Annotated in this window: 20 protein-coding genes; all 20 read right to left on the minus strand. The window is 41.4% G+C overall.

What is annotated here, in order from left to right:
• Positions 1–114: 114 nt before the first annotated feature.
• Positions 115–1,647, minus strand: a complete 1,533-nt coding sequence (locus Q0F90_RS01105; RefSeq protein WP_296002377.1) for a glycine betaine ABC transporter substrate-binding protein — start codon at positions 1,645–1,647, stop codon at positions 115–117.
• 278 nt (positions 1,648–1,925) lie between these two features.
• On the minus strand, positions 1,926–2,258 hold the full coding sequence (locus Q0F90_RS01110; RefSeq protein ID WP_296002381.1) for a hypothetical protein: 333 nt from the start codon (positions 2,256–2,258) through the stop codon (positions 1,926–1,928).
• Positions 2,259–2,341: 83 nt separating this feature from the next.
• Positions 2,342–3,625 (minus strand): DNA repair protein, encoded by a 1,284-nt coding sequence (locus Q0F90_RS01115; protein ID WP_296002384.1) that lies wholly within the window; start codon positions 3,623–3,625, stop codon positions 2,342–2,344.
• A 202-nt stretch (positions 3,626–3,827) separates the two neighbouring features.
• On the minus strand, positions 3,828–4,043 hold the full coding sequence (locus Q0F90_RS01120) for a hypothetical protein (RefSeq protein ID WP_296002386.1): 216 nt from the start codon (positions 4,041–4,043) through the stop codon (positions 3,828–3,830).
• 220 nt (positions 4,044–4,263) lie between these two features.
• Positions 4,264–5,622 (minus strand): replicative DNA helicase, encoded by a 1,359-nt coding sequence (gene dnaB / locus Q0F90_RS01125; RefSeq protein ID WP_296002389.1) that lies wholly within the window; start codon positions 5,620–5,622, stop codon positions 4,264–4,266.
• 69 nt (positions 5,623–5,691) lie between these two features.
• Positions 5,692–6,138 (minus strand): 50S ribosomal protein L9, encoded by a 447-nt coding sequence (gene rplI / locus Q0F90_RS01130; RefSeq protein WP_105089868.1) that lies wholly within the window; start codon positions 6,136–6,138, stop codon positions 5,692–5,694.
• Complete coding sequence (locus tag Q0F90_RS01135) at positions 6,135–8,162, minus strand: DHH family phosphoesterase (protein ID WP_296002392.1); 2,028 nt, start codon at positions 8,160–8,162, stop codon at positions 6,135–6,137. Before Q0F90_RS01135 ends, rplI begins: the two co-directional genes overlap by 4 nt.
• Before the next feature lie 16 nt (positions 8,163–8,178).
• Positions 8,179–9,138 (minus strand): DUF2232 domain-containing protein, encoded by a 960-nt coding sequence (locus tag Q0F90_RS01140; RefSeq protein ID WP_296002395.1) that lies wholly within the window; start codon positions 9,136–9,138, stop codon positions 8,179–8,181.
• 196 nt (positions 9,139–9,334) lie between these two features.
• Positions 9,335–11,521 carry a ribonuclease J gene (locus Q0F90_RS01145; protein WP_296002400.1) on the minus strand — a complete coding sequence of 729 codons (2,187 nt, stop codon included), beginning with the start codon at positions 11,519–11,521 and terminating at the stop codon, positions 9,335–9,337.
• Between the two features lie 572 nt (positions 11,522–12,093).
• A complete protein-coding gene (locus Q0F90_RS01150; protein ID WP_296002404.1) occupies positions 12,094–13,170 on the minus strand; it encodes a DUF805 domain-containing protein in 1,077 nt (358 codons plus the stop codon).
• Positions 13,171–13,333: 163 nt separating this feature from the next.
• Positions 13,334–14,125 (minus strand): uracil-DNA glycosylase, encoded by a 792-nt coding sequence (locus Q0F90_RS01155; RefSeq protein ID WP_296002406.1) that lies wholly within the window; start codon positions 14,123–14,125, stop codon positions 13,334–13,336.
• A gap of 569 nt (positions 14,126–14,694) precedes the next feature.
• Positions 14,695–15,468, minus strand: a complete 774-nt coding sequence (locus tag Q0F90_RS01160) for an ABC transporter ATP-binding protein (RefSeq protein WP_296002410.1) — start codon at positions 15,466–15,468, stop codon at positions 14,695–14,697.
• An 11-nt stretch (positions 15,469–15,479) separates the two neighbouring features.
• On the minus strand, positions 15,480–16,232 hold the full coding sequence (locus Q0F90_RS01165; protein ID WP_296002415.1) for an ABC transporter permease: 753 nt from the start codon (positions 16,230–16,232) through the stop codon (positions 15,480–15,482).
• Positions 16,233–16,242: 10 nt separating this feature from the next.
• A complete protein-coding gene (locus Q0F90_RS01170) occupies positions 16,243–17,196 on the minus strand; it encodes an ABC transporter substrate-binding protein (RefSeq protein ID WP_296002418.1) in 954 nt (317 codons plus the stop codon).
• A 397-nt stretch (positions 17,197–17,593) separates the two neighbouring features.
• Positions 17,594–19,225: a glycosyltransferase family 39 protein gene (locus Q0F90_RS01175; RefSeq protein ID WP_296002421.1), complete on the minus strand. Its 1,632-nt coding sequence runs from the start codon at positions 19,223–19,225 to the stop codon at positions 17,594–17,596.
• Positions 19,226–19,236: 11 nt separating this feature from the next.
• Positions 19,237–19,824: a DedA family protein gene (locus Q0F90_RS01180; RefSeq protein ID WP_296002424.1), complete on the minus strand. Its 588-nt coding sequence runs from the start codon at positions 19,822–19,824 to the stop codon at positions 19,237–19,239.
• Between the two features lie 163 nt (positions 19,825–19,987).
• The gene (locus Q0F90_RS01185; protein ID WP_009352278.1) at positions 19,988–20,209 is read right to left on the minus strand and encodes a DUF2922 domain-containing protein; all 222 of its coding nucleotides are present in this window, start codon (positions 20,207–20,209) and stop codon (positions 19,988–19,990) included.
• A 236-nt stretch (positions 20,210–20,445) separates the two neighbouring features.
• Positions 20,446–20,652 carry a DUF1659 domain-containing protein gene (locus Q0F90_RS01190; RefSeq protein WP_009352393.1) on the minus strand — a complete coding sequence of 69 codons (207 nt, stop codon included), beginning with the start codon at positions 20,650–20,652 and terminating at the stop codon, positions 20,446–20,448.
• Positions 20,653–20,933: 281 nt separating this feature from the next.
• Entirely contained in the window at positions 20,934–21,680 is a 747-nt protein-coding gene (locus Q0F90_RS01195) for a hypothetical protein (RefSeq protein WP_296002427.1), read from the minus strand.
• A 350-nt stretch (positions 21,681–22,030) separates the two neighbouring features.
• Positions 22,031–22,891, minus strand: an 861-nt coding sequence (locus Q0F90_RS01200; RefSeq protein WP_296002431.1) for a CoB--CoM heterodisulfide reductase iron-sulfur subunit B family protein, incomplete at its 5' end; no start/stop codon positions are given.

Here is a 22,891-nt window from a genome sequence, read left to right on the forward strand (position 1 = left end):
TGTTTATTTTATATTGAAGGAGATTAAATGTCAATACAAAATTACATTCACCTTATATCAAATTTAATAACTTTATTTCAGATTTTATTCGCTTTATATCTAACGACCTTCACCTTATATCAATTTATGTTCTACCAGGAATTTATGTGCCACATCAGCTGGTAACTGATGCTCTGTTTCAACGGCGTAATTCATCTTTGCCATCTCTTGATCTGTAATTGTATGATTCAAACTTTCTAATACAGTCCACAATTCAGGATGTGCGATTAATATTTCACTACGCACCACATTGCCAGCCATGTAGGATGGATATAGATGCTTATCATCTTGTAACACCGTAATCGGCGCCACACTGAGCTGACCATCTGTAGTAAATATAGGCATTACATCTACATCACCACGACTAATAGCCGCATACTTAAGACCGATATCCATATCTTTAGTCGCTTTAAATCTCATGTTATATACGCGTTGTAACCCTGCATAGCCATCTTCACGACCAAAGAAATCATATTCACCGCCTAATGTTAAAGATGGTGCTATGCGAGCAAGATCAGAATAGCTTTTTAGCCCATAGGTCTGCGTCAGTTCATTACGCACCCCGATGCCATAGGTATTATTAAATCCGTACATACCGACCCATTCGAAATTGTATTCCTCTTTGTATGCTTGTGAAAGCTCATTAAATAGACTTTCATCATAAGCATCAGTGCGTTTCAATACAGCAGACCATGCGGTCCCCGTATATTCAGGATATATATCAAACTGACCTGTACGCATAGCGGGCTGAATATTGGACGTACCACCACCTACTCCTTCTGTAACCTCTACAGTGAGATTGGTCTTATGCTCGATTAATTCTTTTAACACATTACCTAAAATGAGCTGCTCTGTCATAGGCTTTGTCGCAATATGGATAACATCAGCTTTCACATGACGACAATAGAGAGACCAACCACCAACAGCCATTGCAATTAAGGTCATGGTAGAAAGGAATATAATCGTATACCGTTTCATGTTAGGACTAATGCGCGTCACCCTTTCACCAAGAGAGAAGATCGCATCCACAACAATCGCTAAGAGTGCAATCAACAAACTGCCTGCAATAGTTAGTGCACTTTGATTCGTAGTGATTCCTCGATAAATCGCTACGCCTAGACCACCTGCGCCAATAAAGGACGCTATCCCTGTCAAGGCAATAGTCATAACGAGCATAGTCCGTATACCTGCCATAATCGTGGGCATCGCCAAAGGAATCTCTATATTCCACAACCGTTGAAGCCTCGTAAGGCCTAATGCTATGCCCGCTTCGCGCATATCCGATTTAATCTGATCGAGACCGGTAAAAGTATTGCGCACCATCGGCAGTAGTGCATAGATGACTAGTGCAATAACAGCCGTCGTATTGCCAACCCCCGACACATATAATAGGAGACCTAGCATCGATATGGAGGGGATGGTATACAGAAAATTAACGGCCAACATAACTGGCCCTGATAACCGCTTGTACTCATGTATAAGAACACCCAATAATCCCCCTATAATAATAGCGATAATCGACGCCGATAAGGAAATCTCTATATGTTCCCATAATAACTGGAGAAAAAAATCTGAGCGATTAATTAATAATGATATTACTTCATGCATTACATACACCGCCTTTCTCTTGTACGTAATAAAAGCGATTGTATATGCGTCTTACGGCAAATCGCACCCTATAAAACACTCCATTAGAATACGATTGAACCATAGTCCATAATACTATTGTATACTTAATTCCCTCCTAACTCTAGTTACAAGACATATCTAAAAGTAATTACTTAATCAGGCATATCAAATAACTCTAAGCATAAGCAATATTTCAACATAAGTACTTAGGTATCTATATCAGATAACCTAGCTAAGATATATATAAACATGATTGCTTAGATATCCACATCATACAGGTTAATAGCCTTAATATCTCTAAATGAAATCTCAACCCCCTGTACAACTAGTATTTGTAAGCGCTTATTAATCAGATCTACAGGACCGATGATTTCTATATATTTGTGCTTGTCATAATAAACCACACGCACCCAATCTCCACAGTGTAAAAGCTGCAAGGCTTTATTTACTTCTTCGATTTGATCCTCTGATAGCTCTACTCGAGCTTCCTTTGGTCGTGCCACAGCCGCTAGGAGAGTTTCAAAGCCCTTCAATGCCGCAAAGGGCATAAATTGTTTCGCCCGTTGTAAACGAGACATACGATGTTTCATTAATGTATACCTCCCCTTATGCGACTAATGTATTTCCAATATATCTATTCCACTATTTATTTCCAATGTATCCATTCTACTATTTATTCCCCATTGTGCCCGCCTACCAAGGTATTTCTAAAGCGCATAGTCCCTTCCTCTTGTAAGCTAGAGGCGCGCAGAATAGAGTTTTTACCAAACTGTTCCTTGATGGATAGCATCGCCTCTTGTACTTGTCGCTCCTTTTCCTCTGTATCTGTCGTAAGAGCGCTAAATAAGTCCTCCTCTTGAGGGATGGCTGAACGATTCACCAAATCCTCAAAACTTATTCCAATGCGACGGATAAGCTCATTTTTATGACAATGCTGCTCATATAGTTTAATAACAGCCGCCGTCAACGTCTGTAAAGAATCTGTATATTGTTTGAGCTTTTTAGAGCCCCCTGTGGAGCGCACCATCTCGTCTGCATAGCCAATATGAACGTGAATATGGTTCGTAACCCCTTTAATTTGTAAAAGCTCTAGTACCAAGGACTCTACCATTTCCCGCATAGGCACGTACGCCTCTTCGTAGGTGTAGTTACGCAACAAAATCTGGCTATGCGAGATGGAGTGCTTAATAGGACGATACGCATGGATATCTGCAATCGTACAAGGCTCACGGCCCCAAGCATGATCAATGATAAGCTCGGCGTTAACGCCAAACTCCTTATATAGCTTAGCCTCCGGAACCATGGTGACACCATGCAAATCGTACGCGCCATACTTGTGCAAGCGATTGGCTATGCCGTTACCAATCTGCCAAATGTCGGTCAAGGGTCGATGATACCAGATTTTCTCTTTAAAGAGGCTTTCATCAAGATACCCTATAAAATCAGGCGCATGTTTTGCGAGGATATCGAGAGCAATTTTGGCGAGGAATAAATTCGTTCCAATCCCAACGGTAGCATAAATGTTAGTCGCCTTGAGCACCGCATCAAGTAACATCTGCGCTAGCTCACGAGGCGATTTCTTGTAAAGCGGTAAGTAAGGCGTAATATCAATAAAATACTCGTCAATAGAGTACACATGCACATCCTCAGGTGCCACATACTTGAGCAAGGTCCCGTAAATCTCGGCAGACACCTGCATATACCGCTTCATATGGGGCTTTACTGTTAAATATTCAATATGTGGAGGAATCTCAAAGAGACGACTGCGATTCTTAACGCCTAACTTTTTTAAGGCCGGTGAAATAGCCAATGTAATAGCCCCTTTGCCACGAGACCCATCGGCTACCACCAAAGGCGTTGCAAACGGATCCAGCCCCAAATCAGCGCACTCCACAGACGCGTAAAAACTCTTCAAATCAATGCACATATACATCCGATCCGTATCGGCTGAACCCATACAAACACCTCCTCAAACCGCTAAATCACTAGACCCTACCAGAAATATGAAAAGAAGAATTTCTATGATTAGTATAACAAAAATACAGAGTATTTTCAAACATATGTTTGTTGTTATAGCGACAAAATTTGGACATAAAAAATCCCAAGTCCTAACTATATACTTAGGACTTAGGATTAAACGATATAATTTCATCTACAATTTAATTTTCAAATACAAAAACAACTAAAAGTAAACATAAAAGCATGAATACTGCACCGATTCGTACAAGAATACGATCAATATCCCCTGCTGGCTTGATTTCACCATTAAAGTGAACTCCCATATATTCAGGAAATATAATCGCAAATACCAATATTGCTCCACTCATAAGTGCAGCGTCATGTGCCTGGATATAATCTATCAATGTATCAAACACCGATTTTCCTCCCTTCTCCCCCAACAATACAATGAAAACTATCTAGTGCCACTATATTGATGGGACACCTTCATATGTACAGTGATAAAAAGAAAGGACTATACTTATGCAGCGACATCAGGTCACGAGGAGCAAAGAAGTATAGTCCTTTCTTTTTAATTAAAATGTAGCTATGTTACGGGGCCCCATCAATATAGGCACACCCCCACGATAATTTTCATTATTGTTCCGGCCCCATGTCTCGGAATTCCACGTCTCTAAATTGTGTCAATTCCCCAACGAATTGGAGTTCCACGGTACCGACGGAACCATTACGGTGTTTACGAATGAGGACTTCTGCATTGTCCCCTTTTTCGGAGTTTTCATCGTAATATTTATCGCGGTACAAGAAGATAACGATATCCGCATCTTGTTCAAGGGAACCAGACTCACGAAGGTCAGAAAGTACAGGCCGTTTATCTGGTCTACTTTCAACACTACGAGACAGCTGAGATAAGGCGATGAGCGGCACGTTAAATTCACGAGCGATCAATTTAAGGTTACGAGAGATTTCAGATACCTCTTGTTGACGGTTCTCGCTGCCCTTGCCACCGTTGCGGCCTTGCATCAACTGAATATAGTCAACGATAACGAGATCGAGGCCATGTTCCACCTTGAGGCGGCGCAATTTAGAGCGCATATCTTGTACGGTAAGGCCCGGCGTATCATCGATAAAGAGCTTAGCTTTGCTCATGCGGTCCGCAGCAGCGATAACCTTTTCCCAGTCAGCAGGGTCCATGTTCGCACGGCGCAATTTTTCAGAGCTCACGCCTGCCACGGAGGACAGAATACGAGCAACGAGCTGTTCCTTGCCCATTTCCAGGGAGAAGAAGGCTACCGTCTTGTCGTACAACATCGTTACATTTTGAGCGATGTTCAATGTGAAAGCCGTTTTCCCCATCGCAGGACGGGCTGCTACGAGGATGAGGTCAGATTTTTGCAACCCATTAAAGACATGGTCCACATCTTTAAAGCCTGTTGGAACACCTGTAATGGCGCCATCATGCTGTTGCAATGCGTTTAACTTATCTAAGTTAGATAATACGATTTCACTAATGGGAGCAAAGGAAGATTCAGACTGTGTTTGACCACTTACGTCTAGTACCATTTGCTCTGCCTTGTTGAGAATAGCCGTTGGCTCATCTTCGCCAGCGTACGTCATACCAACGATTTTATTCCCTGCATCGATAAGGCGGCGTAACTGAGCTTTCTCGCTGATAATCTTCGCATGTTCCTCCACATTGTAGGACACCGATTCATTGGCAAGAGATGTAATATAAGCAAGACCACCTACCGCATCGAGGCGCTTGCGACGGTCTAACTCTTCACCTACGGTGATGAAGTCTGCCGTCTTATTAGCGTGCACGATTTCTAAGATGGCATCATAAATAATACGATGCGCATCGCGGTAAAAGTCTTCAGATTTAAGAATGCTCGTCACTGTATCTACCACAGCGCCCGAGTTGGATCCATTGGTTAATAAAGCCCCCAAAACGGCCTTTTCCGCATCTAGATTATGCGGTGGAATGCGTACATCCATGATAATCCCCTTCACACAACCACTATGGATAAAAGAATTCACCATACTCAAAGAGCATGGTGAACACTATTATTCAGCTACTACATTAACCTTGATAGTACTTGTAATCTCAGGATGAACACGAACTAATACGTCATGTACGCCTAATGTTTTCAATGGTTCTTTGATTTCGATTTTCTTTTTATCGATATCTACTTTGTACTGAGCTTTAGCTGCATCGGAAATGTCTTTTGCAGTAACAGAACCGAATACACGACCTTCTTCGCCCATGCGAACTTTTACAGTTACTTCAACCTTAGCTAATTGAGCTGCCAAAATTTTAGCTTCATCGTTCGCTACTACTTTGTGGTGAGCAATGGATTCTTGTTTTTGCTTCGCGTTATTTACATTAGTTGCTGTACCTTCAAGGCCAAGACCTTTTTTAATCAATACATTACGACCATATGCGTCGCTAACTTCAACGATTTCGCCTTTTTTACCAACTTTTTTAACGTCTTCTAACAATACTACTTTCATTGTTGTTCCTCCTCTTGTTCAGCGGAATGAAGGGCTTCAAGAGCACGCTCTAAGATGGCCTGCTTCGCTTCCTCTACGGTCATACCTTGTAATTGGGCACCGGCCACCGTTCTATGACCACCGCCACCCAAGGCTTCCATTACAACTTGTACATTTACCTTGCCTTTGGATCGAGCGCTAACGCCGATACCGCCGTCATTCAAGGAATACAGTACAAAGGCTGCTTCAATATCTTCATTACTGATGAGCATGTCCGCACTTTGTGCAGCTAATGCCATCATATCCTTCAAACCTTCAGGTGCTACGGAAATAGCAATCCCTTCAGTACGATTGGCTTCAAATACCATTTTAGCACGCAATTGAACAGAATCGAAGGTTTCAATAAATAATTGTTTAACCTTTTCGATATCCGCCCCTGCACGGCGCAAAAATGCGGCCGCTTCAAAGGTACGCGCACCAGTTTGTTGAACAAAGTTCTTCGTATCTAGAACGATACCTGCATAAATGCCTGTTGCTTCCGCTTTTGAAAGCTTCACAGGAACACCTGCATATTGTACGAGCTCTGTTACGAGCTCAGATGTAGACGATGCAGTAGGCTCCAAGTACGTAAGTAATGGATTTTCTACAAAGTCCGCTGCACGGCGGTGATGGTCGATAACGATGCGTCGTTCAGAAATTTCAAGCGCCTCTGGGGCCGCTACCATTTCTTGACGATGCGTATCACATACGATAGTGAGCGTATTCGCATCTACCCATACCTTTGCACCTTCTACAGTGATAAAATGCTCTGGCCAGAACTCAGATTCATTGAGAACAGCCACCATTTTATCGATAGCACTCGTTTCATTTGAAAGTACAACACGTACCTCTTTACCAAGTGCTCGAGCGATGGAAGTGACACCGATGATACCACCTAAAGCATCATAGTCTTCACGTTGATGGCCCATGATAAGGATCTTATCGGAGTCGATCATAAGCTCATGTAAGGCTTGCGATACAACTCGAGCACGAACACGGGTGTTTTTCTCAACACCAGCTGTATTACCACCGAAGAAGCGGGTACTTTCACCATCCATAATACACACTTGGTCACCACCGCGACCTAATGCAATATCTAAGGCGGCACGAGCACGACTAGACACATCTTTTACAGAGCCTACGTTCTCGCTAATACCGATAGAAATCGTAGCTGGCACCTGACGTGGAGAAGGCAATTTACGGATTTTCTCAAGAATTTTGAAACCGTTCTCCTCCATCGCGCGGAGAGCGCCACGAGAGATGGCAAAGGTGTACATATCATCTTGGAAGTTACGAACGAAGCCTTCATGACCGTCTATTTCGTCCACGATAATATTATTAATATCGGACCAAACGCTAGTATACTCGCGGTCACTAAGACCTTTTGTCAATTCCTCAAGATTGTCGATTTGAATCATGCCCCATACAGGCTGATCCTCTTCGGCCTTGATACGCGCCTTCTCTACTTCTGTAATATTTTTGAAGTATAGCGCCATCACTGCATGTTCAGCCAGTTCATCTTCACTATGAAGATCTGGACGTGTATCGCGAGGATCAATATATTTGTAAATAATTTGGAAGTGCTTATCTTCGTACTGCTCCGTCATATATCCGGATTTACCCCAGATTTTATCAATGCGGAAGCCTGGTAAAAGAGTAGACATTTTTTGAAGCTTATTCAAGTCTACCTTAATCCAGTCTGCAAAAACACTGTTATTCCATACTAAAGTGCCTTGTTTATTAACAAGAGCAATGCCCATTGGCAAGTTTTGTAAAGCAAAGTTAGATGCTTGTGTGACGTTTTTCATCATCGCCCCAAGCTGCTCCCTTGCCAAACGACGGCGGTTATGAATGGTGTTGTAATTAATCAAATACGCCGCTACCACAATAATTAAGGCTAGAATTGCAATAGCCCAGTTTAAATAGGCCAGCAATAATAACAATAAAACGATAACGGTGATAATGGTAATTTCTAAACCTTGCCATTTCCGTTGAAAGGATTTCATAACGGCCTCCTTTCTGTTACAAGCTGCGTTTTTGGAAACGTGCTCGCATATCTAAAAACATATCAAAAATACCATATATAACGAGTGCCATCGGACTCATTACATACAATAAAGCTATAATAATAAATCTGAAAAAGCCCGCTAAATTATAAGACTTCATGATGGATAGTAAGCATGTAATACCATTTAGGCCACATACCATACCACCAAATAAAGCTAAGTTAAGACCTACGTCCGAAATAATAGTGTCCGTATAGCCTAGATACTGCTCACCATAAGCAAGAATAATGCCTACGGCTAACACGCCAGCACCCCAAATCGGCATGCGCCATGTATCCATAGTCGGTAGCGTACGCATTACACTATTTGTACGTCCACCAATATAAGATACAAGCTTAGCTAACATATACACTACGACTGCATTGGCAGCAAACCAATAGGCTAACAGCATTCGTTTGGCTTGTTGGATCGTAAAATCTAAACGATTAATATAGGCATCCATTTGCTCTTGTGTCATAGGCTGTTGCTTAACAGACTCAATAATAGCATTCTTTAAATCTACATCAATCATATGATTAATTTGACTCAAATCAAAGGATGTAAGACCTGCAGAAATAAAAATCCCCATAAGGCTCGTTAACGTTAACGCAATAGCCGGTATAACGATGAGCTTACCAAAAGACCAGTTTGCTCTGAAAGCTTCACCGAGGAAGATACTTGGCAAAGAGTATGCCAAAATCGTCGCCATTGCCATTAATGGGCCTACTAAAAGGGAGACGAGTACAAATGCCACCACTGACGCGGCACAACTATATTTACTGCCCCACCGGATACCAATCAGTGCAATCCCAGAAGGTGCCACTAAGGTTGCAAGCAAACTAAGGAATGGCACTGTAGACCCTACTATGGTTAACATAACAACGATAGTTGATACAAATGCTGTTTCTACCATCGCTCTTGTATTTGTTTGTTTCATAAATCTCCATTCTATATATAAGAAGATAGATTAATTGGTATCTTTTAATTATAACAGTTTAAAAGGGTAACTTCAAATACCCCATGTAGTAGCTAAATGCGATAGCGTTGCTATTTATAGTAGTTTTGAAAGCCCATTTTTTAAATGTCAAAAGTACCACATCATACGATGCGGTACTTTTGTGTATTCTATGTGATTATACGTCTTGAATAATCGGCAAGATCATAGGACGGCGGCGAGTTTTATCGTAGAAGAATTTACCCAACGCGTCACGTACGTTTTGCTTAATAGTAGTCCAGTCTTTAATGCGTTGCACTTCGCAATCATCAAGGACTTGTTCTACGCGGCGTTCTGCAGCAAGCATAAGCTCTTCTGCATCGCGAACGTATACGAAGCCACGAGATACGAGGTCTGGACCAGCTACGATTGTGCCAGAAGCTTTGTCCATAGCCATTACAACGATAACCATGCCTTCTTGTGCCAATTGTTGACGGTCTCGGATAACGATATTACCTACATCGCCAACGCCAAGGCCATCAACGAAGATAGCGCCAGCTTGTACACGGCCACCTTTACGGCCACCATCTTTATCAAATTCAAAGATTTGACCATTGTCGCCGATAAGAACTTTCTTAGGATCTACGCCCATAGCAACACCAAGTTCACCATGACGGCGCAACATGCGGTATTCACCATGAACCGGAATGAAGTATTCTGGGCGAACAAGGTTAAGCATCGTTTTAAGCTCTTCTTGACTCGCATGACCAGATACGTGGATGCCACGGTCTTTACCGTATACTACATTACAACCTAAACGAAGCAAGTTATCGATAGTTCTACCTACAGCACCTTCGTTCCCTGGAATTGGTGTAGCAGAGATGATAACTGTATCATTCGGCGCCAATTCTACAGTGCGGTGGTTGCTTGTAGCCATACGGGACAAGCCTGCCATCGGTTCACCTTGAGAACCAGTTGTTAAGATCATGATTTGGTCATCTGTGTAGTTGTGCATTACGTCTACATCGATGATTGTATTTGGTGGAATGTTCAAGTAACCGCGTTCTTGTGCGATTTCTGTAACATTTACCATGCTACGGCCCATAACGACAACCTTACGGTTATACATAACTGCCGCATCAATAGCTTGTTGAATACGGGATACGTTAGATGCGAATGTAGCCAACACAACGCGGCCTTTCGCTTCACCAACAGCTTGTTTAATAGCAGGACCTACAGAGCTTTCAGAGCCTGTAGTACCTGGTTTTTCAACGTTTGTAGAGTCGGACATCAACGCTAATACGCCTTTGTTGCCGAGCTCAGCAAATTTGTGCATATCCATCAAACGGCCATCAACTGGCGTTTGGTCGATTTTAAAGTCACCTGTATGAAGTACAGTACCGATTGGTGTATCGAAGTACACAGCACAGGAGTCAGGGATGGAGTGGTTTGTTTGGATGAAACCAACGTTGACAGAACCAATTTGCACTTCATCGCCTGCAGCAATCATGCGGAGACATTTTGGAGATACCTTATGTTCTTTGAACTTGCCTTCAATTAAGCCACAAACGAGGTTTGTAGCATATACTGGACAGTTAATCTCTTTCATAAGATACGCCAAGGAGCCAATATGGTCCTCGTGACCATGGGTAATTACGACTGCTTTCACGCGATCCTTATTCTCGATGATATAACTCATATCAGGAATAACGATGTCTACGCCAAGCATGTCTTCACTAGGGAACGCAAGACCAGAGTCAAGAACGATGATTTCGTCCTCGTATTGGAATACGGTCATGTTTTTACCGATTTCACCAAGACCGCCAAGAGGGATGATTTGGAATTTACCCTTGTTAGCGCCATTTGGCGTACGACCGATTAATTCCACTTGCTCCTCTTGATGATTGCGGTTCGTGGAACGGTTATTTGGACGGTTGTTGTTACGGTTTTGACCGTTTTGGCCATTGCGACCAGTATTATTGGTACGCGTGTTGCGTGTATTTTCACTACGTTCACCGCGTGGTGCACGAGTTTGGCGTGGTTTACGTTCTGTACGTTCTTGACCTTCACCTTGCTCTACATTGCGACGAGTATTTGTACGGCGAGTCGTATTTGTACGACCACCATTCCCGCTTGTGCGAGTATTTGTACGGCGTTGGCGTGTAGTGCCTTCGCCTTCGCCAGCTGCTTGTTGACGAGTACGACCTTCGCCAGCAGGACGGCGTGTATTAGTGCGGCGACGAGTTTGTTTTTGTTCGCCTTCAGCCGCAGCTGCACGAGTAGCATTTCTTGCTACTGTCGGTTCTGCTTTCACTTGCGCAGTAACCTGATTATCTGTTGTATTCACAGTTCCTCCTAAAATTTTGTTCATTATTTTATTTAACATAGTTTTTTCTCACCTATCACTTGAATTGATCTATGCTATGGAGGCCACACAAAGAAAAAGGCGCTAAAATACTAGCGTCTCGTCAAATGGGCGCAAAGATGCGCTATCAATTTTTGCCGTTCCTAGTGTTGTTGTGACCATTTGCCATAGCAAATGAGTATATTGCCTCATTAGATATGTCAGCCGCGACGGGTACGTTCTCTGCGTCCCTATCTAATGGGTCTTGCAATATAATCCGATCGATTTTGATGAAAGCCTCGCTTTCACACGTTACTGTTATTGTAACATAAAAATAGCGTTAACAAAAGAGGGAACCCCTATGTTAACGCTATTACACGAGCTTTATGCGGCTTTCAAAAGCCTAAAAATCGCACAAAATCCAGTAAATTCTATAGATTATATGATTCAAAATGTATCTAATTAAATCCTTATAGATAAATATTTTATTCTTAAATCAATTAAATCGATGGAAATAATTTAGCCTTACATCAATCTGAATATTTTATCCTTATTTCAATCTGGGCACTTTATTCTTATATCGATTCAAATATTTTATTTGTATTTAGATCTAATTACTTATCATTAGGATTGTTTTTATAAAAGCCCTCAATATGCCATGCCCCATTTTCTTCAATGAGAGAAATATAGCGTTTTGTATGTGTCGCTTCTACGGCACCTTCACCAGGCTTTGTCATTTGCAAGTTCGCCTCCAAGATAATTCGTTTCAAATTACCTACACGACTCACTCCTGAAACACCTAAAGTCACCACGTCTACCTTTGGGCCATTCTTCATGGACTCAAGCCATTTTTGTTTCTCCGTTGGATTTACCTTTCCTTGATCGATAACATAGGTGAAAGCCTTGTCGTAATCTTTGTTATTAACGGCACTAAAATAACTCTGTACCGCTAATTCTGCGGCTTCTTCACTACCTTCACCAACGACAGCATTCGCCATCCACCCCATCGATATGGTCTTATCAGAAGGCGCCATATAACGTAGGGAAAAGGCACAAATGCAAAGAGCACTAATAATGAAAGCAATAAGAGTTTTCGTTATCAAAGAGCTACTAGTAGGAGATACTTTCATAATAGATGCCAAGCGCCTGTCGATTACGATATGTTGTAAGGCGTTGCCATATTGATTATCCTGAGGCTGCCCCTTTTTACTCAATAAACCTAATAAAATCAATGGACCTACAACAGGAACCAAAGCTAGCAATAAGGTTTCACTACCTTTTCCCGTATCATGAAGTCTACGAATGGTGAGTGCAACCATTGGCACCAAAGAAACGAGGCCCAAAATCGAGATAATCATCCAAGCCAAAGCAAGTAAATAAGGGCCTGTTTTAAATATAGCAGTCAAGGCACAGAACACGGCCAATAACCCGATTATTAATACATTCCATAACAATATAAATTGGAAAAACTCCCTGCGGGAAGCTCGTCCATCGGTATCCATGAACTTTTTCCCCATTACATAGAGAAATGTATCCTTATAACTCATTTGGTAGTGTGCCAAAGGATAGATGACATCTCCTTCCGGTGCAATGCGCTCCACCTCTGTAGCCACGGTATACTGCCCACAAGTAGGACAAAACATAGCCGCCTCATCACAATACTGGCGGCAAGCATCACAATAACGTTTCATAAACTTCTCTCCAAAACACTCTAAAATACGCTCTTAAAGTCTTACTCTCTTTAGAACTTAAGAACTTCGCTAACTCTCCTTAGTACTTAAGAATTTAACTAATAAGATAATTATATTTCATTAATTTATATAATATATCTTATCACTATATATCAAAACTATATTATTTCAAATAAGTATCTACAGCCTCAGCAAATCCTTGTCGATATAGATTGGCTCCACCATTTGCTGGGTGGCGCAGTCCAATAGCAGCTAGACCAAATTTGCCCATCGTATCAGCAGATTTCTGACCTACGGCCAGCATAAGAGGTTCTACACCGCCTAATTCTATATGTAAATCTAACAAGCGTTTTGTATACTCCCAGCCTAATTGTTGTTCTTTATCCGTAGGTGTACGGTTCGTCAATGGATTTCCCTCCTTATGTGGATGGAACGGGAATATATTCCACAGCAACGTGTCATAGGGATCGATGCCTTTTTCAACAATAGCACTCCATACCACAGTGTCAGTAGGTTCGTTAAAGCCATCCTTCTGCTGTGTTCCTTTCAACAGAGCGCTATTAGGAGAACTAGTGCGTTCTAATCGAATAGGCGTGACATCCTTCGCACGAATGGTTTTGTGCTTATCTAATAGCATTCTTTCACAAGTTATAGCAATACCTGTGAAGCGTCCCCCTTGATACCCTACCGCCTCAGCCACTACAAAGACCTTAGCTCGACCTAAGCGTGGCAATAAATAAGCCACCAAATTATCTCGACGCACTTGAGCCGCATCAAAACCCTCTGTAACGATTTCTAAATCGGGATTTACCTCACCCCAAGGATTATGTACGAGACTACCTTGATACTGAGCAAGCCAATCTACAAAACTGCGAACCTTCTCTACACGCTCTGCGTCAAAGGACGCTATATATTCATCAAAAGATATGCTCTTCTCTAACTCAAATAAAGACATACAGCCTCCAGTTTAAATTTCATATGTTATTACCGATATATATCTACTATACATGATAATTACACGAATTGCATAAGAAATATATAGTTATATGTACTACAATCAAGATGTCACCACTCCGTTCTGGGGAAACAGGTACAGAAAGGAGGTGCACCAGTGAAAGATATTCTTATAATCCTTCTAATTCCTATCGTGGTAAATGTGACCAGCTATCTCATTTGCAAGTGGTTAGATAGGAAATTTCTTGGTGATTAACCCCGTTAGCTTAGACGACCATAAGCAATAAAAAACTCCCTCAAGTATTTCGCGGTTCTTGAGGGAGTTTTTTTGTGCTAACAGTGAATTCTTATAATCCTTCAGCTACTTATAGTATACATTATTTTAAAATTTTGTCCATTATAATTAAAGAAACCACCTAGGTATATCGCAGTCCCTAGGTGGTTTCTTTTGTGCACTCAGTGGAGCACTTACAATCTTTAGCTACTTATAGTATAAATTATTTTAGGATTTTGTCCATTATAAAACACCCAAGCAGAAAAGTTCTTGGGTGTTTCTTTTGATATATATAACTAAATATAGAACTCGATTTTGTCTTCTTTTGCCAATTGGAATTGTTCGAAGATGTGGTTCCGTATATTAACAAAGTTAGCCGATGTACGGTCTGTCCTATCGATGATGTTTACAGGGATGATGGTTTGTACTCGACCTGGATTTGCCGCTAGTACTACAACGCGGTCCGCTAAAACTACGGCTTCTTCAATATCGTGGGTAACGAATACAACTGTCTTGCCTTCTTCACGGCAGATGCGAGAGATTTCATCTTGCAAGTTGATACGTGTTAGTGCATCAAGGGCGCCTAATGGTTCGTCCATGAAGATAATATCTGGATCAACAGCTAGTGCACGGGCGATGGATACACGTTGTTGCATGCCCCCAGATAGTTCTGCAGGGTAGCGATTACGGGCATGGTCGAGACCTACCATTTTCACGTATTTATCAATGATATCAGGACGCTCCTCTTTAGGCATCTTTTTACTTTCAAGACCAAGCTCAATATTACTTTCCACTGTACGCCATGGCAACAAGCCATAGTTTTGGAATACTGTTACATATCTGAGCTGAGGGGCTTTCACCTCTTCGCCATCGATAGTAATGGAACCAGATGTAACGAGCTCAAAGCCCGCCATAGCATTTAATAACGTACTTTTACCAGAACCAGAAGGGCCCAAAAGGCAAATAAACTCGCCTTTTTCAATGTCTAAATTAATATCTTCAAGAATGGTGAGTGGTTCCCCATCTTTCATAAATTCCTTATGTGCATTGCGCACTGAAATGTAACCCATGAGGCCACCTCCTATTTCTCAATACCCCAACGTTTGTAAATCCATTTTTCGATGAGGGATACGCCCCAATCGAGTAAAAGCCCAACGAAACCGATGGTTAAGATGGCTACCATCAAGAGGTCATTACGCAAGTTATTTCTCATGTCGATGATGAGGAAGCCAAGGCCCGTTTGAGAGCCTACCATTTCACCGGTTACAAGGAAGATCCACGCTGTACCAAGTGCGATGTGAAGACCAGATGCAATGCCAGGGAATACAGCAGGCAACACGATTTTAAATAACAGTTCAGGCTGTCTAATACCAAAGTTGCGCGCCACCTTGATGTACACAGGGTCGATATTTTGGATAGCAGACACTGTGGACAATAACACTGGGAAGAACGCTGCAATAAAGATGATTACGATAGCCGGTGCTTGACCGATACCGAAGAATAGAACGATAAATGGCAACCAAGCCACTGGAGAAATTGGTCGAATAACTTGAACGATAGGATTGATGTAGTTCCAAATCCCCTTGTACCAGCCCAAGATTAGGCCAAGGAAGACACCAGCTACAACAGAAATGATATAGCCGATGAAGAAGCGCACTAAACTATCTGCAATGTCCTTAAAGAGAACGCCATCTCCAATGAGCTCTCCAAAGCCAAGTAATACCTTATATGGCGTTGGTAATAACGCTTCGTTAAATCCGCCGAGGCGAACGATTAACTCCCAAATTAGCCACGCTGCAATAAATGCGCCCGGCACATATGTATATTTCTTCATGGTCCCCCTCCTATGGCAACAATGTTTGATCTACAAACTCTGAATAACTCGGCACGTTTTTGATTAAATCAATATGTGTCATGTGATGCACGAGCGCATTATAACGTTCCTCTGTAAGGGCTAAATCTTTAAAACCGATGACTTGCAAGGAACGTTCAATAACAGGGTCCTTAAACTTCATGTACTTTAAGGAAATCTCCTTTTGTGCCTCTGGATGCTCATCTAAATATGTACCTGCATCGAGATAGGCTTTGGTGAAAGCTTTCGCCAAATCGTGGTGTTCATCGACGAATTTACCATTAAACACAAGAGCACAGCAAATATTGTCATGCCAGAGGTGGTCAGGATCTTCAAAGACCTTACCATTGCCCATTTCTAAAGCTAAAGAACCAAATGGTTCCGCTACGCTATAGCCTGCGATTTGACCTACTGCTAAAGCAGATGGCATTTCAGGAGGGCTCATTTCTACAACTTGTACATCTTTTTCTGTAAAGCCAGCACGTTCAAGCATGAGGTCTACGAGGATTTTTTGAGTAGATTGTTTATGAGGGATGGCAAAGGATTTACCTTTTAAGTCTTGGACAGAGTTAATATCCTTATTTACGATGATAATGTTACCCTCTGTATGACCCAGTGCAGCAGCACGAACATCAATGCCTTGTTCGCGAGCCTTTACGCCTAGCTCAACGAGTACTGATGCAGCATCTACCTTACCTGTATTGAGCGCATCCATTAGCTCTGGCCAAGATCCATATTTAACTAGCTCTACGTGAACAGGACCATCTGCTGTTTCTAATTCTTTTGTAGCGAATACTGGCAACGCATGGGTAATCGGCAAATAGGCTATGCGTACAGTTTTTAATTCTTGGGCCGTCTTTGGTTTATGGTGCTCGTGATAGCCATATGCTATACCACCGATAACTAAGAGAACCACTGCAATAATTAGATACCAAGTCTTTTTCATAACTTCCCCTCTTTCTACCTCATAACAAGGGGCGTTTTTGACACATGTCTTTTCTCGCACTTTTCTAAAACCTAGATGAAATATGGTTTTAGAACACCTCGTTTCAAAACTTATTTATACCCTACTATATCAATATGCATTAATTATGTCAATAAAACACAGTAATATTGTAGGTATTATTATTTGGGTGAGAAAAACATCAATATAAATTATAATTTCTACCCTTCTAAATCAAAATTTCTATTCTTTAACACTAACATAAAGACAGCTTGAACTCCCCAATAGCAACCACAGTGTTTAAGGTACAAAAAATAGGCAGCATCCAAAGGATGCTACCTATTTGTATCACTATTTACTTGTTATGGTTACTTCAATTCAACCTGTTTGTTTATCAGATTTATTTGAATATAGTTTTTTTATTTAACACATATACCTCAGATGTACCAGCTTCGCTAAATTCTGATACATTCGGGTAAATAGAGGATTGACGGAAATGCTTAATCTCGCCTTTTGGAACGATTAACATTACAGGTTTACCAGATGCGATGATCTTGTTAAATTCCTGTTCGTTCACTTGTTCCATAAGGTATTTCTTAGACCATTCAGCACTGCGTTTTTTCAACTTATCCCGATCATCCCAGCGACTTTCATCACCATTGATCTTAATAATCTTATGACCTGTATAGTATACAGCAGCTGTACTGTACCCATTGTAGTAATAGATATCACCATCATAAGAGTCTACTACTGGGACTACATCAATATTACTACGTTGTTTAATAAATGGCTCTAACCCTTCTACAACAACAATTGAGGATATCACCATCGTACCAAGGACGATAATTGTGACTAAACGATAGCCTCTTCTTGTAAACCAGGCGTGAAGCATAAGTAGTACTGCAATAGCCACCACTACATAGAGCAAGAAATAGAAGCCCCACGGAGCGAAGAAGGATCCCGCTACATAGGCAAGCCACAATAGCAAGGTCGGGCCTACAATGATCCATTTCAATGCTCTAGATTTACCTCTACGAATCAGCTTCATAACGCCCATCGCACCAATAGCACTAAACGGAACGAGGCTGACAAAGGTATATAAAGGATATTTGGTAGCCATCAAGGTATAGAACAAAACAATACCTACACCCCAAGTCATATTATAGATAAAGCCAGTATGGCGTTGTTTTAAACCATCGATGATACCGTAAATAACGGCACCCGTCCACGGCATAGAGGCGCCAAGGAAGATAGCTAGATAATACCACCATACATTATCTTCTGGATGCTCGGATTGTGTAGCACGCGTTACATTGTGAAGGCCCAAGAAGCCATCGATGAAGTCTTGACCGTGAACGCTGTACATGTACGCATACCACGGGAAGCAAACCACACAAAATGCTAAAATACCACGCCAATCAAAGATAGCTTTCACCATAGACCAAGAACGGTTGATACCTGCAAAGACAAGCAAAATCATGCCTGGTAAGACAAGTGCTACAGGACCTTTGGTGAGCACACCTAGCGCAGCAAATACATAGGCCACAATCATAGCATATGGTTTCTGTTCCACCATCCCCTTGTAGGAGTAAATCATGACCATTAACGTCGTGTAAAGTAACACCATATCCGTAATAATGCCATGCGCTACGGTCCAGAACATGAGGGATGTACCTAGCACAGAACCACCAATGAGTCCAAGCGCCCATTTACCACTAATGGTGCGCATCGCTTGGTACATGGTCGCCACTGATAAAGCACCAAAGATGGCACTCGGCAGACGCACCACCCAATCAGCAAAGCCAAAGAGTTTAAACCCAAGGGCGATGAGCCAATAAATCATAATCGGTTTATCGTACCAATAGTTACCATAAATTTGAGGAGATAGCCAATCACCAGAAAGAACCATTTCCTTTGCGGTTAACGCGTAATTAGATTCAACGGGATCCGTAATAGGCAACATATTATTGCCAAACATATAGAACACAAGCCACACAATAAACATGACCGGCGTCAAACGAGAGAGTTTCATAAGGTCCCTCCTTATCGACGATTGCGATAGTATCTAAAGCCCAGTACTGCAGCTACAATAACAAATACAACAACCATAACAATCAAGAACTCATGATTGTATTCGATAAGATCTTGCCAGTTTTCACCAAGCACCTTACCTAAGTAAACGAGCAAAATCGTCCAAGGAATGGTGCCAAGAATTGTCCAGATGATGAAGTGCCACATTGGGTAGCGCGCCATGCCAGCTGGGAAGGAAATAAAAGTACGAACACCTGGCAATAGACGGCCAAAGAATACGGCAGCACCACCGTATTTATTGAACATCTTTTCTGCTAATTCAAATTTATGTTCATTAAAGAATATATACTTACCATATTTCAATAATAGAGGACGACCGCCGTACTCACCCATCCAGTAGGATAAGATAGAGCCTACAATACCTGCCAAGGTACCTACGACCATCGTCGTGTGCATATCAAATACACCTTGAGCGATTAAGTACCCTGCGAAACCAAGTACAATTTCACTAGGAATCGGCACGTTCGCATTTTCTAGAACCATTGCAATAAACATGGCTGTATAGCCATACGTTTCCATGAACGAAATGATATATTCCACTATTTTACCCCTTAAAAAATCCCCATTCGGGTTCTATCATGCACCAATTTTCGGGCATATTATAATCATTTTTACCATACCTAATTGGTATACCTTATATTTTACCACAATAAAAGAGCCCTCACCACCGGCGAGAGCCCTTTTAACGGTTTACAGTATGCGATTATTGCAACTCAGTAGTTTGAGTTGTTACTTCACGAGCCGTAGTAAATGCAGCTAGTTCTGCATCGCCAGAACCAAGGATTACTTTGTTAGCTACTAGCGCGTTAGCCGCTGTTTTAGCATCTTGTAAAGTAATTCCAGCACGAGGAGCACTAATTGTGACTGATGTGCTTTTACCACCGACCGTAGAAAATGTAAGATATACAACGCGTTTTTCCGCCATGTGGGCGCCTCCTTTCACGTTTCATAAACAAGTTCTCAAATCTAGATAGAACGAGGCAATCGTTGGAATTATATAGTTCCTCTAAGATCAAATATGTCTATCTACGATTCATATCAATAAGGATGGGAATGTGAGGGTTTGCGATTTCTATATCCTGTTACGACTATGAGAGGATATAAGAAACCAGCAATAAGGATGTGTTTGGATCACCTACAAAAGTAATTTAATCATTGTGATTAATGTCCTAAGGATACTTCATTGACGCGGACCACGTCGGACAAGCTGTGGTCATACAAGGCTGCCAGCGCATTACCAACGGTTTTCACATTATCGTCGGACGCTTCTTCTGCAACACGAGTATAGGTTACGTCTTTGTACTTCGGCGCATCTTCGGTGCCGATGTTAAAACGCAATACCAATTTAGTACGTTTAATGTTAGCCATCGTATCACCTCCTTTCACCCTCTTATATTCCTGAGGGGTCCTCTCGACAACCCCCTCTAGAGTAATAACGGTAATCATTGTGAAAGTTAGAGAACTATGACGCTAAATCTATACTTCTTACAGTAACTATATAGATCTAACAGGTCTAAATAAAAATATACAGGCCCTACGCCTCGAGTCTACACGCCATGAGAGTCTTATAAATACACAAAAAGACCTTTACGATTACTAGCTATACGTAAGATAACTAGTAACTGTAAAGGTCTACAAATAGTTCAACACTATTCAGTTTTCAATGCCAACATAAAGTCATAGGCTTTAACAGCCGCTTCTGTATCTACAAAATGGAACGGATTTAACATGCGACAGAATTTAAAGAGATATTCGTGGTTACGTAAAACATCTTTCACATGTAATACAGTATCACGTGCTGTACGAGCAGAGCTATAGCCATTCATCATGGCATATAAGTAAGAAATCGGCAAATTATCTTCACGCAAGTAGCTGTGAACGAAGATCAGTAAATCCCAACCTTGCGGTGTCAATTCAGGCCAACGACGGCCATTTTCCCAATCTAACAGAGTAATCTTATCTGTATCAGGATCATAGGTAATATCTCTCATGGCAGGACGCCCATGAGATAAACCATAATCGTGGATTTGTCCCAATGTTTTACCAAAGATATAGAAGATATGAGTGACCATATCTTCTAAACTATCATCATCAGGATGTTGAGCCGGCAATTCGCTATAATAGGTTAATGTTTTACCAGATCCTTCTGTAACGAAATAATGCTCTCTAAAACCAGCAATTACAGGAGCTACAGGCAGCTGTGTATTTATAAAGGATATTTTATAGAACTCATAATCAAAGGCCGCTCTAGGAGATGGTTTAATCCAACTAGAGCGGTGATTACTTATATCCTGCTTTACATAATATGTTTTATCATTAAATTCGACGGGAAAAACACGGTGGTCTTTCTCTTGATCAATCATGCGATCAATATATTCTAATAACATCTCGTTCATTATAGCCTCCCCTTGTATAACACTCTACAACACAAGTCCCCCTTAAGCACATATCCAAGCAATTTAATATAACAATGTCTCCTCTTATTGTTATATTACTTAGACTATGCAACATTAAAATAATTTACGAATAACAACGCATTAGTTATCACTCATATAAGTGTATACAATTAATATTTTTATTATACTATAATTCTCAATTGATATCAAAATCAAATATATTTATAAAGTTAGTATTTAAAAGAAAAACCCCCTAGCCTAAGCTAGGGGGTTCTTCTGGTAATTATGATAATAGGTTTAGATTTAGATTACATTGTAGACCAACTCAGGTCACATCTAAATCAAACGAATTAACCTACAAATTTTGTCACTGCTGCAGTGTCAGTTAAGTGACGTTTAGGCATACCCATTTCATCAGGGGAGATGCCAAGAGCAAGACCCACTAATTGGGACATGTGCAAGATTGGCATATCTTTGCCACCACCCACAACTTCTTTAGCTTCTTTTTGGAACATATCAAGTTGCATTTGGCAAAGTGGGCAAGGAGTTACTACGCAATCCGCGCCTTCTGTAGCTGCATCTTTGTTGATGGAGCCAGTCATTTGCATTACGGAATCATGTGCAGGGTATACAGCATGGAAACCGCAGCAATCAAGTTTACGGGAGAAGTCGATTGGTGTAGCACCGATAGCGGAAATCAATTCTGCTAAGGATGTAGGCATTTGATAATCTTCGAAGCCCAATTCAGTTTGAGGACGAAGAATATGGCAACCATAGTATTCAGCTACACGTAAACCAGTTAAAGGTTTAACAACTTTAGCTTTCAATTTGTCCAAACCGTAATCGCGGATCAATACCCATAAGAAATGAGTAATATCAGTTGTACCGCGGTATTGTTTACCGATTTGAGCTAATTTTTTGTTAACTTCGTTCTTTTCTTTTTCGTTTTTATCAAGCTCGTTTTTAGCTTCACGAAGCATCAAAGTACACGTGTTACATACAGTTAAAAGGTTCAAACCTTTTTCTTCTGCTAATGCAATGTTACGTGCGTTTGTAGCAAGTGTGATTTCTGGAGCGATATCTTGAACGTGGGAGGCGCCGCAGCAAGTCCAGCCGTCAAGCTCTTCCAACTCGATGCCTAATTTTTTAGCTACAGCAACTGTTGCTAAGTAATCTTCTTTGGCAGCGCTTTCAAGAACGCAACCTGGGAA

The sequence above is a fragment of the uncultured Veillonella sp. genome, from assembly GCF_934190855.1.
Classification (GTDB): Bacteria; Bacillota; Negativicutes; order Veillonellales; family Veillonellaceae; genus Veillonella.